This is a genomic window from Bacillus sp. S3 (assembly GCF_005154805.1).
In the GTDB taxonomy this organism is placed as follows: Bacteria; Bacillota; Bacilli; order Bacillales; family Cytobacillaceae; genus Neobacillus.
This window is the reverse complement of the sequence record NZ_CP039727.1, coordinates 802,671-818,432: the sequence shown is the minus strand read 5'-3', so window position 1 is coordinate 818,432 and position 15,762 is coordinate 802,671. Positions and strand designations below refer to the sequence as shown.

Here is a 15,762-nt window from a genome sequence, read left to right as displayed (position 1 = left end):
GCAAAGGATTTTTGCATTAATAACTTATTAATGTTTAAATCGTTTCATATAATATTAGAAAAAGAATAAAACCGGCGTGCATTCTTATGTTTCCTTTTCTCACACCATTGTGTGGTAAAATCTACTATAGAATCTTAAAAAAGCAGGTGTTAAAAGTTGACTGTACCAAAAAAAGTATCGCTATATTTTGTCCGGCATGGGGAAACTCATTTTAATGTAGAAAGAAGGATGCAAGGATTTTGTGATTCCCCCCTTACAGAAAGGGGTATTGCACAGGCCAAAGCTGTAGGAAGAGGTTTGGCGGATATTGAATTCGAAGCGGCATATGCCAGTGAGAGTCAGAGAGTAGTAGATACTGCAAATCATGCAATCAGTAATAGGCAAATCCCCCTATCAATCGATGAACGGCTTAAAGAAATGAACTTCGGTGTCCTAGAATCCCTATTATTCACTGATATCTCCAAACAATATGGAAATATCCTAGAAACCTTATTTAGTCTTAAAGATTTACATTTATCTGCGCCTGAAGGTGAATCCTATGTTCAGCTTTATTTGAGGACAAATGAAGCAATTGAAGAGATAATTAAAAATCATGAAAGAGAAGGCGGAAATATTCTCGTATTCTCACATGGAATAACGATCGGTAACTACTTAATGCAATTAATGAAATCGAACAATTATCTGCACCCTGATAATTGCAGCGTTTCCATTGTCAGCTACATGGGCGGCGATTTCCAAGTTGAGCGTTTGGCAGATACCTCTTTTAGAGAGAGATTTGTAAATAACTAGCGAACAGCGCCTGTCCCTATAATTACATCAATTATAGGACAGGCGCTTTTTAATGGATTTTCACTTAGGAGGGGCGTGCAAAGCCAATAATCCTATCGGAACCGTCCCCTAGCCTCCTGAATATGATGCAGTAATGAAACTGCCTAGGGGGTGTTTTAATGATTATTCATGTGGTGAGTGCTGGTGAGACACTTTGGCAGATTGCGAACCGGTATGCTGTGAATATGAATTCCATTGCTCAATTAAATGGGCTGCCCGACCCAAATAAATTATTGGTTGGACAGTCCCTGGTTATTCCTAAACCAGGGACCTCACACACCGTTAAATATGGGGATACTTTATGGTCTATTGCTCAGCAATATGGCATGACGATTCAGTCGATTGTCCAGGCGAACCAACTTACAAACCCGAATGTTTTATATCCAGGCACCAAGTTATTTATTCCACCCATAACACATGTTGTCCAGTCCGGGGAAACATTAGCGCAAATCGCGAGACGGTATGGTACTACTGTTCAGGCCCTTATACGTGAAAATCAAATTGAAAATCCAAACTTGATTTACCCTGGAATGCGCTTAGTTATTCCACGAGCGAAACCAACGATCGAGGTAAATGCTTATACGTATCAATCGAACGAAGCAACTGTCGAAACTCTGAATGAAATTGGTCAGCTCCTTACTTATTTTAGCCCATTTGCCTATATGATTATGGAAGATGGTTCGCTGCAACCGATGAATGATAAAGTGATGGTGGATGCAGCCATTTCGAAAAATATTGTCCCCATGCTATCGATCACCAACTTTACTTCCACACAAGCTGGGTCAAACTTAGCACATATTGTGTTGTCTAATCCAAGTTTAAGAGAAAAGGTCATAACGAACGCGATTCAAGTGATGGATGCCAAAGGCTATAAAGCGTTAAACATTGATTTCGAAAATGTATTACCGGCTGATCGCGAGAATTATAATCTATTCCTGCAATTGGCTGTTGACCGTCTCCATCCTAAAGGATATTTAGTATCAACTGCACTTGCACCAAAGGCGAGTGCAACCCAAGCCGGTCTGTTGTATGAAGCGCACGATTATGAGGCACACGGAAGAATTGCCGATTTTGTCGTACTGATGACGTATGAATGGGGATACCGGCTGGGACCTCCGCAAGCCATCTCCCCTATTAACCAAATGCGAAAAGTGGTGGAGTATGCCCTCTCGGTGATGCCGGCAGAAAAGATCTTTTTAGGCTTCCAAATTTATGCCCGCGATTGGCTGCTTCCGCATGTTAAGGGCCAAGAAGCTGAGACATTTAGCCCTCAAGAAGCAATAAGGAGAGCCGTTAAATACGGGGCTTCCATTCAATATGATACAACAGCGCAGTCACCATTTTTCCGCTATGTAGATGAACAAGGCCGGGGACATGAAGTATGGTTTGAAGATGCCAGGAGTGCTCAAGCTAAGTTCGACATGGTCAAACAATATAATCTCCGTGGTGTCAGTTACTGGGCACTAGGTTATCCCTATCCGCAAAACTGGGCTTTGTTGAATGACAATTTTACGATAAAAAAATCAGCACGGTAAAAGTTAGAAACACACTCGATCTCACATCTGGTTTGAGAGTGTGTTTTTTAAATTTGAAATACCTTCATTTTCAGCAAAACGTCCGCGATCTCTTCAACTGTAAAGCCTTCTAATCCTGAACTTCGTTTCATATGTTAAAGCAGATCGTCCATGGGAGACTGAACATTTAATTAAAACATTAATGTATAATAATGGATATATTCCAAAGTATTTCCATCGTAAAGAGGACAAACTGGCGTCTAAGTCAAGTTCAAAAAAGACTATATATATGGGTAAAAAACAGGAGGTTCGAGATGAAAGACAAAATCGTTATCATAACAGGGGCAAATTCGGGAATTGGGAAAGCAGCAGCATTAAAATTTGCGACCGAAGGATATCGTGTGATCATGGCTTGCCGCAATATGAGGATTAGTGAAGCCGTACAACAAGAAATCATTGAAACGACAAAAAATATCAATGTAGATCTTATGGAGCTTGATGTTTCTTCTTTTGCTTCAATTCGTACATTTTGCGCAGCTTTTAATGCAAAATATCCGTGCTTGGACATTCTGATCAATAATGCCGCCTACTTAAACCATGGTGAAAAGGAGTACAAACTTAGCCCCGAGCATATCGAATTATCTTTCGCCACGAATACATTCGGTCCTTTTTTGATGACTCGTTTATTGGCTGATCACCTGGCAAAATCACAAGATCCAAGAGTGCTCAATGCTTGTACAACAAACATCAAAAATTTCTTCGACCCTAAAAGAAAAATCGAGTTTGATAATTTGCAAGGAGAAATGCGCGGCACGCGGCCTTATAGCACGTATAAGATGTATGGAGACTCCAAAATAGCGCTATTGATGTTAACCTTCAAAATGGCAGAAGAATTTAAAAGCATGGGGATTAAAGTCAATGCCCTTCAAATTAACCGCGTAAAATTATCAAAAAAGACGATTAAAAAAATGCATTCCTTTTGGAAGGTGTTTGCATGGGCACAAAATCTCACTAATCCTTTGCCATCAGGTATGGCCGATACCTATTTTCACATTTGCACCTCAGATGAATTTAAGAATGTTACCGGTCAACTGATCAATCATAAGAGAGAAATTGTTCAACCATCAACAACCGAAAAGGGTTTTACCCAATTAAAGAATATATTCGGTTCAAGCAGCTATCCCAGCTACGCCACAAATCCTCAAAATATTGAACAAATATGGAGCTTGAGCACCACGCTCACCGAAGAGTAGTTTGCATTTTTCATTGCAAAGCAGAGGAAATGTCTGAAGTAGTATAGATTGTGAGGTCGGCGGAAAGAATGGTAACACCGACCTCGTAATCTAGAAAAAAACGCTTATTGAATGCACGTTTATGCCGGAATGACTATCTCCAGCTTCCCTTCGTGACTTATGATTTCAATCACCTTGTCTGCAAATAGATAAGGCGTATCATATCGGTCCTGCTTTTTCAAATCTAGATAACTATTATTAGCAGTTAGAACAGGAAAGACAGCATTGGTCTTCTTAAACATATTTTGATAAACTTCTATTTCTGCCATCAAGATAATTTGTTTATTAGAGATGGCAAAAAAGAGCTTCCCGACTTCCCTCTCCTCATCCATGATGGGAATTTGCTGCAGAATGGAAATTAGGCAGGTGACAAAATCATTCAGCTGCTCATTTGTCAGCCCTGCTAACTGCCATTCCTCTAATGCTTTGTTGATGCCGCTTTTCAATTCCTTGAAGGAAAAAACATCTTCTATTCTTAGAGCTGTTTTCGTCTTTCCGAGGTTCTCAAACTTTTTTCTCGTCTCAAATAGGTAGTCTGTGATAAATCCTGTATACTGTTCACGCTGCACAATAAAATCTGTAACCTCATTAATACAACGAATCTCTTTGCTCCGATTACGGATTAATTGTAAAAACGGATAGATATCCTTCTCATCAAACCTATGATCCACCAACTTACTATAATAATAGTTCAATAATGATTGTTCTTTCGTATCCATTCGTCTCTCCTAGAAGTAGTATTCCTATCTTTCCTATTGTACAACTTATTAGATGAAATCACACTGCTTCTCACATGGTAACAGGAATAGTTTAATTATATAGGTTTATGCAACTAATCCTTTTTCTTTTTAGGTACTTGGGTACCTGGTTCTGCTTTATCCCCGGCAGCTTCTAATACAGTGAGAGTGCTAAATTGGTTGGTTTCCACTGAAACCTTTCGATCACTGTAAACAGCGCCAGGAATCAGTTCCCATGCTTTTACTTGCTCATTAAAATAAAATACTTTCAAATTTTTTGTATCTTTTACTTTTCTGTTATCAAGAGTAAATGTTAACATAATTGATTCATCAAATTGCTGGATTTCCTTACCGTCAATTAAAATTGTAAAGTCGTAAGTTGGGCTTTTCGCTTTGTTTATATCTTTCAAACGGTCTATGATCAACTCAAAACTTTCCTCAGAGACAATGGAAGATGGGATTAATAGATTGACCTCATCATTCATAACATTTAAAGGAATTCCATTATCCTTCGAAAGCTGTGCTTGTTCTTTTGTTAATGATATTTTTGCAGAATGTTCATTTCCAAGATCGATTGAAAGGATAAGTTTAGTTTTAGCAGCACTGAGATCCTTACTTGCAGTATCTAATTCAGATTGAGTAGCTTGGGTGTTGTTGTACACTTCCTTTGCCTTTTCATAAGCTGTTTTATAGATACTATAGGACTCCTTTGTAAACAGAGATTCATCCAGCTCTTCTGATAATAATCCTTTTAAAACGGAACGATTAGGTAACAAATCTTTATTAGTTGAAGTATTCAACTCATAAATAACTGGTTGAACATTTCCCCAGGTTAATTTAATTTCAAAAATATGATCATAGGTTGGATTATAGAATGTATTTAAACTTTTATTCAGGACCCCTAGCTCAACCCATTCATCTTTACCAACCCTGGCGCTTACTGCAGCTTTTGAAATGGCATTTGCACCTTGCACAATTGTAATCAATGCTACATCTGTTTTTTCAGAAAGACGGTACGTTAATGACCCATTTGTTTTACCAGTCATATTTGGTCTAAATGCTGTTGTCAAATCACCGTCTAATAAACGTTTAGGACTAAACCCTTCTTCCTCAATTGGATCTGCAATATAGGTTGGATTGTTCTCCGTTTTAACATATTCGCCGCCATTAATGACGAATTCATTAATATGAGCAAATCTTGTTAAATAGTTTGCTGTAAAGAGAATTCTAATATATTTAGCCTTAATGCCGCCTATATTATCATTACCATAATAATAGTTTCCCGGGTTAGCAGAATCATGTGTGTAGCCATCTGCAATCATATCTGCGTAATCAGCTTTACCACCTGCAAGATTGTCCACACCATCGCCTAAAGTAATAACATCTGTCCAATTTTCATTGTCTATCGACAATTGGACTTTGGCGTCTCGGATATAGTTAATGTTATTTTCTTCGTTATAAACACGTAAGCTATTAAAAATTCTAGGCTCACCAACTGAATAAGTGATCGACTGTCCTTTTCTCTGATAATCCGTAAAAATAGCTTTCGTGTCAAACTTTTTATCAAAAGGAGCTAGCAGTGTGCCCGCATTTCTTGAATCAGTACTGCCATAGGAAGAAGAAATCCCCATATCTGTACCGACAAAACTTGGGCCATAGATTTCCTTAGATGAAACGCTAAATTTATTCAGGTCGAATGTGATATTCTCATCCGTGTTGTTAAGTAATCTTACATAGCGGGCAATGGTTCCCTCATTAGGAGTTTTCCATTCTACCTTATTCACAGAGGCCTGTAAGGTTAATTTATCACTTGTTGTATTTACCGTTACACTATCTAGTTCTTTGATGCGCTCTAATTTTACACCCACGTATTCTTTTGGTTTCAGTGTAATATTTGTCGTCTCAGCTAAACTTGTATTTTCTAATGTATGCTGGGCTGCAATATTTTTATAATTGTCGTTATTTGTATACGTATATTCGGTAGACGTTTTTGCTACATCAACACGAATTTCACTAAACTTGATCCAAACGTTGACATTTTTAAGGTTTTTCAGACGGACATATCTTGCTTTAATACCTGTTAAGTCTTCCTCAACCTTATCCATGCCTGAAGCCTTACCTGTATATTTCTTGACTAATGTATAATTCACATTATCATTTGAATATTCTAACTGATACTCTGTCCACTTGTCACCAGTATCCCTACCTACAGCAAAGTAAACCCTACCTATATCAGTGACCTTTTGTAAATCTACCCCAATATAATCTCCAGCAACAGACGTATCTTTAATCGTTCCTGAAGGGTTATACCAGATATGAGTATTGTCATTCCCATCAAATAAATTTTCTGCGCTTCCTTGATACACTTTAAAGTGTGCAGGAACCATCAACTGATATTGTGGTGTTTCATTTTCTACTGCGGTCTCGTTAACAACGATATCTTTAATACCCAACCATGTATTTGCACGATCCTTCGTTGCGATTAAACGAATACCTCTTGCTTTTAGATTTAAATTCTCTAACACTACTTTACTGACATGACCATATAGAGCATCTTCGATATCAATCCAATTTTCTCCATCAACAGTGTATTGAGCCTTACTTTCTGTAAAGGTATCATTGGCATTGCCAGCTTGTCCTAATTCAAAGCGCACTGTATTAAGAGTAAGAGGTTTTTCGTAAATTACTCCAATATACGTACCTATTGAAATGGAGTTAGGATTTTTAAAGATCACTTCGGTACCCAATTTGTTATCTAACAGATTCTCCAAGCTACCAGTAGGAGTATCTGTCCGATTAGTAATAATTCTAGCTGAATTGCTATCAGGATTTACAATCGATTGAACCTTAATCGATACATCATTTAGTATTGTTTTGATAAATGGAACGATATGCTGTACGCCTACTTCAGCATATTCATAATGGTCAATATATCGGAAAGGATGATTCTTTGAAGCATCGAAAGAAGCTTGACCTTGACTGTAGTTTTCCCATACAGCAGACGCATTGCCTTGTTCATGAGCAATTTCAGCATTTAACAAGAAAATTGCTGCATTCGCCGTATCCACAGCACTATCTAACCAATAAATAATCTGATCTCTTGTTCTTTCATTACCAGGGTTAGCTTTATAAGTTTCCGCAGCTTCACGAATAACTTCGAATTCTGCAATTAACGCTTGTGCTTTATCCGTAATTTTTCCTTTACCTAAGGCGGCTTTAAACTCATTTAACTTTGGAGCCAATTCCACTGATTCTTCTAATTTAGCTACACGGGTATCCATATTTTGATTGATCATATGCTTGGACAACTCTCTTAGAGCATTGGAAGCAGGAGTTTCATTAATGTTTAGGTGATCCATGTAAGCAAATGAGTCATTCCAGTTTTTCTTTGCTTGATCAACATTATCCCAAATATTCCAAGCATAATCGGCATTAGCAAAAATAGCTGATTTACTTGCTTCTGATTGTTGCATTGGATTTAACACAATACCTTCTATATTTGCAGGATTAACATTAGGCTGTAGGAATGTTTCATTTCCACCCATGATTAAGTGTTTTTTAGAGTTATCCGTACAAGGCCAGTTGATCCATAAGTATGGTCCTCTTCCAGCATTATTCGTAAATGTCTGAGTAAAGTTATTTGAAACCTCTCCCCAAACCTTACCACCTGTTTGAATAATACTAACAGACTTCGGTAATTGTTTTAACGATTGGATTTGTGCACTACTGCCATTTCCCATATAATCATTTGGACAGAAAATCATATCTGTTACCAAACCAGGATACTTTGTTTGTTGCTCAACTAACCAATTGGTCAAGTCGTTCATCAATCTCACATAGGTTTGTGCCCCTTGTGGAGGAACTCCTGCATCATCAGCCAGAATACCAAATTTCCGAACTCCTGCATCAAGTAATTGGGTAAACTTCGCTTTAATCACATTTAAGTCTGCTTGATAATTTTCTTCGGTATTAAAACGAATAGCATTATTCATAAATGGATGAAGTGTATATACGAATCTAGTTTTACTAGCATTACCCGCTTCAGCCAGTTTGCTAATTTTCTCAAGTTCTTCTGTTGTATATAATTCTCTCCATTTGCCATTATGTTTTGGATCATCTTTAGGAGCATAGATATAAGAATTCATTTTGAATTCTCCGCCAAAGGTCATTAATTCGGCGCGATCTTCATTTGACCATGGTTCTCCATAATACCCTTCAATGAACCCTCTGCCTTTAACATCCGCATAATCTTTAATGGTTAATGCTTGAATGGTACGATCTTTCATCTGTTTGAAAATATGTTTTACAGTTGTTACACCATAAAAAGCAGAATCGACATCTTTTCCCAGTACAGCAATAACATTATTATCGACAGAAACAATATTCGCATCTAGCTTTTCAAAAATTGCTGCATCATTTAATTGGTGTGTTTCGAAATACTGATCTACATATTCTTTTGACTGATAGACACCAACTAAAAAATTCGTTTTATCTGCAACGATTTCATTCGATACTGTAAATTTTATATTTTTACTCGCAACTATTTCTTCTACTCTTTTTTTAGTATAAGAATCAATATTTGATTCAAATACAATATTAATCGTATTACTTATATCAAATTGTCCACCTTGATAGTGAATTTCGTGAGGATTGGGATAAATTTGATATTTCACTGTTTCTGAAGCAGCTTGAACTGGTGCTATAAATCCACTTATGCCACTAAATAATACAGCAAAAATGATAGTTAGATTTAACAAAAAACCTTTTTTCAAAAACTCCCCCTACTTTCTTTAATGAATATAGTTCTTGACCACTAATACCAACCTAAAACCTGTGCAATATGAAGTTTTATCACCCCCTAAAAATGAGAAGTTTATTTTTTTAAGGATTAGAAGCTTTATGAAAAGCAAAAGGGCACGGAAAACAAAACCAAGAAATTCTCCGAGAATTCCTAAGCTTTGCTTTCCATGCCCAGTATGAACCAGTCGCATGAAACCCAATATATAACCAGATTATAAAACGTTTACAATAGTAAGTCAATTAACTTTCACATTTTTCAGTTTTTTAAAGGACATATAAATCCTGAATACAATAGGTGTTGCGCCTAGAAAAAATAGAAGGCTTGACGCCTTCTATTTTCCTTTCCTTTATTCTTCTCCAAAAACCTCGTTCCAGTCATTCCGCTTCGCAAGCATTTCCCTTGCCAGCTCTTTTGCCCCTTCAAGGCTATGGCTTGCCGCCCACCCGCATTGCACTTCATTGCAAGCAGGAACTTCTTCAGCTGCCAGTACATCATTTAATGTTTTTTCTAGCACATCCAAAATTTCATCATAGTTATCATGATTAATGACCGTTAAGTAAAAACCTGTTTGGCAGCCCATTGGACTTACATCTACCACATGAGCAGAATAATTACGAATATTTTCAGCCATTAAGTGTTCAAGCGAATGAACTGCCGGCATTTCCATATGCTCTTTGTTTGGCTGCTTAAAACGAAGGTCATATTTGTGAATGACATCCCCGTTTTGTCCATTTTTAACCCCTGCTAAGCGTACAAACGGTGCTTTTACTTTTGTATGATCTAAATTAAAACTTTCCACGTTCAATTGCTTTACCATATGATAACACTCCTATACTTTTACATTATTAAATTTGGTTTCAACCCCATCTTGAAAAATATACTCAAGAAGTCTTTTTTTCTAAGGAAGACACGTTATTTGGCTCAGCTGCATTCATTGGCTTGCGATATTTTGGATAACCGATAAGGATGGCAATCACACCGCAAATCCCTAGCAAGACTGGATAAAAGGAATAAGGCATAATGCTGACAGGTGAAATCGAAGCTAATCCCGCAGCAACAAGGAATTGACCGCCATAAGGAACAATCCCTTGCCAGCAGCTAGAAAAAATATCGAGCAAACTTGCCGATTTTCGCGGATCAATCTCATATTCATCTGCAATTTCTTTCGCTAACGGTCCTGCCATGACAATGGAAATCGTATTATTCGCAGTTGCAATGTCGGCTGCACTTACCAATCCTGCAATGCCAAACTCGGCTCCTTTTTTCGATTTAATTCTGCTAGAAATAAAATGCAGGAGGTACTCAATTCCCCCATTGTGTTTGATAATTTCAACAACCCCGCCGATCATTAAAGCAACGATCGCTAAGTCTTCCATACTAATCACACCTTGTGCCACGGCCTGTAAAAATTCAGTAAAGCTGTATGACCCGTATGCGATTCCAATAATTCCGGCAAATATCGTTCCACCTATTAACACGATTAAAACATTTACTCCCAATAGTGCTGTCACTAAAACAGCGAGATATGGAAGAACTTTAATCATTTCATATGGGTGTTCGCCGCCAACGCTTGCCTGATTGCCTGCAGTGATGACGCCAAGAATAATTGCGGTTAGAATCGCCCCTGGCAACACAATGAAAAAGTTAGTTTTAAATTTATCTTTCATATTCGTATTCTGCGTTCTCACAGCTGCGATGGTCGTATCCGAAATCATCGAGAGGTTATCGCCAAACATCGCACCGCCAATCACAGTCGCCATGGCTAATGCCATCGGAATGCCCGTTTGTTCAGCAATCCCAATCCCAATGGGCGCCAATGCAACAACGGTTCCCATTGATGTTCCCATGGAGGTTGAAATGAAACAGCCAATAATGAAAAGCCCGACCATTAGCAAATTCTCTGGTAATAGTGACAATCCAAGATTAACCGTGGATTCAACTGCTCCCATTCCTTTTGCCACTCCAGCGAATGCACCTGCTAAAATAAAGATGATACACATTAGTATAATATTGGGGTGCCCGGCACCTTTACAAAAAATATCAATCTTTTTAGTCAGACTTTCCTTTCTGTTCATCATTAGAGCGATGGCTCCCGCAATAATAATCGCCACACTCAATGGCATTTTGGAAAAATCCTTTGTGATGATTCCTGTGCCAATAAAAAGCAGTACAAAAATCAACAATGGTAATAGGGCAAGGAGACTTCCTTGCTTCTCTTTTTTAGTAGACATGTATTCCTCCACCCCTTTTAGTAGTTATATCAGCGAATTTATGTGATTTATCGGCGAATATTTAATTTTATCGGCGAATTTAGACGTTTTATCAGCGAATCGATAATCGCTGCACTCGCTTAAAAATATGTATCAGCTCATCGTCATGCCGCCCGTTACGTTGATGCCTTGACCTGTCATATAATCTGAGTATTTGGATGCTAAAAAGACGACCACATTGGCAATATCTTGCGGGGTTGCGGTTCTGCCCAGTGGAACCTGGGAAAAATCCTCCTCTTTAATGGCATCTGCATCTACTCCTCTTAATTCACCGCCAATGACTCTTTCATTTCTTTTCATATCCGTCTCAACAATCCCGGGACAAACAGCATTGACATTGATTTGATCTTTCGCTAATTCGATTGCCATTACTTTAGTAAACCCTAGAACAGCATGTTTGGAGGCAACATAACTTCCCATCAGGCGATAGCCATTTTTCCCTGCTTGAGAAGAAATATTAATGATTTTCCCGCCTTGTCCTTGTTTTTTTAAAAAACGTGCCACTGCTTGACTGCATAGGTAGACCCCTTTGGCATTCACGTCCATTACGCGATCCCAATCAGTTTCTTTAATGTCAACGGCGTAATCCATTGAGGAAATGCCGGCATTGTTAACCAAAATATCTAATCGGCCAAAGTACTCAATCACCTTAAGAACCATTTCATCGACTTGTTCGCTTTTTGAAACATCTGTCTGAAGATACAATATCCGATCATTCGAGTGTTCAGAACTAACTTCCCTGTCAATGACAGCTACTTTCGCCTCGCATTCTAAAAGTCCCTCCACAATCGCTTTGCCAATTCCCTGCGCCCCTCCGGTTACAATGGCTACTTTTCCTGATAAATCCATACAATACATCGTTGTAACTCCTCCTTAATCATTTAGTAATCTCATAAACTTAGTTGGATTAATTGTTGCAGTAAAAAATACAACTGATCCTAATTGCCGCTTAATGATCAACGATAAAAAACCTCTTCTACTAATAAGAAGAGGTTTTGGCATCACAGGGCTAATTGCTCTTCTTATCTTCAAGCCGTACGCTTCTGGAATTAGCACAGTACAAATGTCTGCTGCTGAGGTATCAAAGGGCCAGTCCCTCCACCTCTCTGGATAAGAAATTAACTATTAAGTTTAAAAACTATTCTTACTCTACAGCTATAATTTGCCAATGTCAAGGTTTGTTTGTGAAATATTTAGAATAGTTGTTATAACGAACCTCTAATAAAAATAGATTGACTTATAATCCCCGTTTCGAATAATATATTCCTATAATCACTTAACTGCATAAAAGCATAAAAGCGTTGAACTATTAAAGTAGCTGATACCATTTTGAAATCAGAAACCTGTTGGTGGCTGCAAAACAGGCAAAGGGTATGGTGAATTACAGATAGGGAGCTGATTTCCGGTTTCGGCCGTTATCTAATCAAGCGAGCAGAATATGAATCTGCTAACTAGGGTGGTACCGCGGAGAGTCTCCGTCCCTTTTTTGGGATGGGGGCTTTTTTTATTTCAAAAATATAATTAAAGGAGAAGGTGTAAATGAAAAAGGAACTTTCAATTGGGATGTCGCTTATCCCTATCATTGCATTGATTGGCGCTGCTGCCTTATCGATTTTTATTTGGAAAGCGGGAATGCATATTCCGTTAATGATCGGTGTTATTGCCGCCGCAGTTGTTTCCATTGCTGCCGGCTGGAGCTGGGTTGAAGTCCAAGAGATGATGGTGAAGGGCGTGGCGCGTGCCTTACCCGCCGTTTTTATCTTACTGATTATCGGAATCATTGTCGGAACATGGATTGCGAGCGGGGTGATCCCGACCATGATTTACTATGGACTTTCTATTATTGAACCATCCCTGTTTGTGCCGATTGCGGCACTCGTAACCGGCATTATCTCTATCACATTAGGAAGCTCGTTTACTTCGATTGCGACCATTGGACTTGCTTTTATGGCGATCGGTGAAGGACTTGGCTTTTCTCCGGGGCTTGTTGCAGGAGCGGTGATTTCTGGAGCCTATTTTGGGGATAAATTGTCACCACTATCTGACACTACCAACATTGCACCAGCGATGGCCGAAACCGATTTATTCAGCCATGTGAAGCACATGCTTTGGGATACGATCCCGGCATTTGTTATTTCAATTATTTTATATTGGTTCGTCAGCCAGACCACTGCAACGAATGGCGGCGCCGATACGAATGTGATCGATACGATGAAAACAGGTTTAGACGATGTTTTCGTCATCCATCCGTTATTATTATTGATGCCTGTATTAACGATTATTTTAATGATTAAACGCACACCGGCCATCCCTGCCTTAATGGGAGTCAGTATTTTAGGCGGCTTACTAGCCATTTTTGTCCAGGGAGCAGCCGTAACTTCCATTATTCAAGTCATGACAAACGGATTCCACGTAGAGTCTGGCGTTAAAGCGTTAGATTCCCTGTTAAATCGCGGCGGACTTATGTCCATGCTCGGGACGATTGGATTGTTAATCCTTGCAACTGCTCTTGGGGGCATTCTAGAGGAGACTGGCTCCTTCGAAGTGTTAACGAAAAAGATGATGTCCAAAGTTCATTCGGCTGGAACCTTAATCAGCTCCACTATCCTTTCTACCTTTGTTGTAGCATTTGCCAGCGGGGCGCAATTTTTAGCGATAATTTTACCTGCAAGAACGTTTGTGAAAAACTATAAGGAGATGGGTATTGATACGAAAAACCTTTCTCGATGTGTGGAAGCAGCTGGTACCGTTGGAATTAACCTCGTCCCGTGGGGCGTACCTGCCGTATTTGCTGCAGGAATCCTCGGTGTCAGCCCTGGTGAATTTATTCCATTTGCTTTCTTTGCCTTCCTTGTCCCGCTCATGAATATATTATTCGGTTTTACCGGCTGGACGATTACAAAAAAGAACTATAGTCATGAAACCAATAATAAGGATGACAAAGGAAGTGTTGCAATATGAGTGAGGTCATTTTAAGTGTATTAGGAACGGCTCAAGATGCCGGCCTGCCCCACCCAAATTGTTTTTGTAAAAATTGTACACAGGCCATTAGCAATCCGCAGTTTAGGCGCCTCGCCGCGTCATTGGCAATTATCGAGCCAGACGCAGAGAAGTGGCATTTGATTGATGCAACACCTGATTTGAAAGAACAATTGGCTAGGCTGCAAATGAAGTACAACCTGCAAGGGAAGCTAATGGATGGCATCTTTTTAACACATGCCCATTTGGGTCATTACCCCGGCTTACTATTTTTAGGCCGGGAAGCCATCGGTGCTAGCGGAATACCGGTGCTGGCGGGCACAAAAATGAAACATTTATTAGAAGAACAAGCTCCATGGAGCCAATTAACCAAGCTGGGGAATATCACCGTTCAAGAAATCCAGGACGGGCAGGACATTCAGGTTTCTCCCCTTGTCACGGTTACACCTGTTGATGTGCCGCATCGAAATGAATTTTCCGAAACATTTGCTTTTTGGATTAAGGGTCCGAATAAAAAGGTCCTCTATGTTCCGGATATTGATCGCTGGCACGAATGGAAACACGACATTCATGCCGTATGTGAGGAAGCGGACATCTGTTTGCTTGATGGGACCTTCCATTCAGCGAAAGACCTTGAGCATATTGGCCGAGATTATCGCGAAATCCCTCACCCGCTCATGGTCGAAACAATGGAACAGCTGCATGATTTAGCGGAAAAAACCGAGATATATTTCACCCATTTAAATCATTCCAATCCGGCGATTGATTCGGAGCAGTCCATTCGTCAAGAGATTAAAGCAAAAGGATTTCATATTGCAGAGGAAGAAATGGAATTTAGGTTATAATCGAAAAAAACAATCGGCGGGCTGCACCCGCTGATTGTTTTGCTAATTTTGACTTCGTTCCTCTGGAACCGATAATTCCTTAATTTTTATAATCCAATCCTTGAAACTTGCAAATTCGCTTGAATCAAATCCGAAGTGTGCCTTGATCAGCTGGACTTTTTCGCTTTCTTTTTCAGTAAAAACTCCATCTGAATAAATTAATTGAAAGAGTTCAGTTAAGACGATATTTTTCGATCGTTCTGTTTTGAAATTCTTGAGAATATCCTCCATCGCCAAACCTGTTATTTTATAATCTTCAAGGTCCATTTCCTTTTTATATTTGGTAAGAATAGAATTTTCAAATACAGATAAGTTTCCATCAACATTGGCGATCAGAGCAGCCAGTTCAAGAAACGCTTCTCTCTCCTCCTGGTGAAGTTGTGCTAGGAACATTACACACTCTCCTTACTATCATTGTCCTAGTTATACGAATAAAAACCCATTTGGTTTCGTTTAA

The 15,762-nt window shown here is 39.0% G+C and carries 11 protein-coding genes, 1 riboswitch and 1 other annotated feature; of the genes, 5 read left to right on the top strand and 6 right to left on the bottom strand.

Going from position 1 to position 15,762, the window contains the following annotated elements; translation table 11 throughout:
- The first annotated feature begins 156 nt into the window (after nt 1-156).
- From FAY30_RS03780 to FAY30_RS03770, 3 genes are all read left to right on the top strand, one after another.
- Complete coding sequence (locus FAY30_RS03780) at nt 157-789, top strand: histidine phosphatase family protein (protein ID WP_149868628.1); 633 nt, start codon at nt 157-159, stop codon at nt 787-789.
- Nucleotides 790-947: 158 nt separating this feature from the next.
- The gene (locus FAY30_RS03775) at nt 948-2,363 is read left to right on the top strand and encodes a glycoside hydrolase family 18 protein (RefSeq protein WP_149868627.1); all 1,416 of its coding nucleotides are present in this window, start codon (nt 948-950) and stop codon (nt 2,361-2,363) included.
- Nucleotides 2,364-2,656: 293 nt separating this feature from the next.
- A complete protein-coding gene (locus tag FAY30_RS03770) occupies nt 2,657-3,595 on the top strand; it encodes an SDR family NAD(P)-dependent oxidoreductase (RefSeq protein ID WP_149868626.1) in 939 nt (312 codons plus the stop codon).
- Between the two features lie 119 nt (nt 3,596-3,714).
- Here FAY30_RS03770 and FAY30_RS03765 read toward each other — a convergent pair whose 3' ends face one another.
- From FAY30_RS03765 to FAY30_RS03745, 5 genes are all read right to left on the bottom strand, one after another.
- Nucleotides 3,715-4,353, bottom strand: a complete 639-nt coding sequence (locus FAY30_RS03765; protein ID WP_149868625.1) for a hypothetical protein — start codon at nt 4,351-4,353, stop codon at nt 3,715-3,717.
- A 113-nt stretch (nt 4,354-4,466) separates the two neighbouring features.
- Complete coding sequence (locus tag FAY30_RS03760; RefSeq protein WP_149868624.1) at nt 4,467-9,143, bottom strand: beta-N-acetylglucosaminidase domain-containing protein; 4,677 nt, start codon at nt 9,141-9,143, stop codon at nt 4,467-4,469.
- 375 nt (nt 9,144-9,518) lie between these two features.
- Complete coding sequence (locus FAY30_RS03755; protein ID WP_149868623.1) at nt 9,519-9,989, bottom strand: S-ribosylhomocysteine lyase; 471 nt, start codon at nt 9,987-9,989, stop codon at nt 9,519-9,521.
- Nucleotides 9,990-10,053: 64 nt separating this feature from the next.
- Nucleotides 10,054-11,403, bottom strand: coding sequence for a Na+/H+ antiporter NhaC family protein (locus tag FAY30_RS03750; RefSeq protein WP_149868622.1), 1,350 nt, complete (start codon nt 11,401-11,403; stop codon nt 10,054-10,056).
- Nucleotides 11,404-11,535: 132 nt separating this feature from the next.
- Complete coding sequence (locus FAY30_RS03745; RefSeq protein WP_149868621.1) at nt 11,536-12,300, bottom strand: SDR family NAD(P)-dependent oxidoreductase; 765 nt, start codon at nt 12,298-12,300, stop codon at nt 11,536-11,538.
- A 161-nt stretch (nt 12,301-12,461) separates the two neighbouring features.
- A riboswitch (SAM riboswitch) is annotated at nt 12,462-12,559 on the bottom strand.
- Between the two features lie 175 nt (nt 12,560-12,734).
- Nucleotides 12,735-12,928, top strand: a binding site (T-box leader).
- A gap of 53 nt (nt 12,929-12,981) precedes the next feature.
- Here FAY30_RS03745 and nhaC point away from each other — a divergent pair.
- Both nhaC and FAY30_RS03735 read left to right on the top strand, forming a co-directional pair.
- Nucleotides 12,982-14,403, top strand: coding sequence for a Na+/H+ antiporter NhaC (gene nhaC, locus FAY30_RS03740; protein ID WP_149868620.1), 1,422 nt, complete (start codon nt 12,982-12,984; stop codon nt 14,401-14,403).
- Nucleotides 14,400-15,266 carry an MBL fold metallo-hydrolase gene (locus tag FAY30_RS03735; protein ID WP_149868619.1) on the top strand — a complete coding sequence of 289 codons (867 nt, stop codon included), beginning with the start codon at nt 14,400-14,402 and terminating at the stop codon, nt 15,264-15,266. Before nhaC ends, FAY30_RS03735 begins: the two co-directional genes overlap by 4 nt.
- A 42-nt stretch (nt 15,267-15,308) precedes the next feature.
- Here FAY30_RS03735 and FAY30_RS03730 read toward each other — a convergent pair whose 3' ends face one another.
- Entirely contained in the window at nt 15,309-15,698 is a 390-nt protein-coding gene (locus FAY30_RS03730) for a hypothetical protein (RefSeq protein ID WP_149868618.1), read from the bottom strand.
- Between the last annotated feature and the right edge of the window lie 64 nt (nt 15,699-15,762).

Coding starts and splice junctions, on each gene's coding strand:
- nhaC (WP_149868620.1), top strand. CDS start 12,982: ATGAAAAAGGAACTTTCAATTGGGATGTCGCTTATCCCTATCATTGCA.
- FAY30_RS03765 (WP_149868625.1), bottom strand. CDS start 4,353: ATGGATACGAAAGAACAATCATTATTGAACTATTATTATAGTAAGTTG.
- FAY30_RS03750 (WP_149868622.1), bottom strand. CDS start 11,403: ATGTCTACTAAAAAAGAGAAGCAAGGAAGTCTCCTTGCCCTATTACCA.
- FAY30_RS03745 (WP_149868621.1), bottom strand. CDS start 12,300: ATGTATTGTATGGATTTATCAGGAAAAGTAGCCATTGTAACCGGAGGG.
- FAY30_RS03770 (WP_149868626.1), top strand. CDS start 2,657: ATGAAAGACAAAATCGTTATCATAACAGGGGCAAATTCGGGAATTGGG.
- FAY30_RS03775 (WP_149868627.1), top strand. CDS start 948: ATGATTATTCATGTGGTGAGTGCTGGTGAGACACTTTGGCAGATTGCG.
- FAY30_RS03755 (WP_149868623.1), bottom strand. CDS start 9,989: ATGGTAAAGCAATTGAACGTGGAAAGTTTTAATTTAGATCATACAAAA.
- FAY30_RS03730 (WP_149868618.1), bottom strand. CDS start 15,698: ATGTTCCTAGCACAACTTCACCAGGAGGAGAGAGAAGCGTTTCTTGAA.
- FAY30_RS03735 (WP_149868619.1), top strand. CDS start 14,400: ATGAGTGAGGTCATTTTAAGTGTATTAGGAACGGCTCAAGATGCCGGC.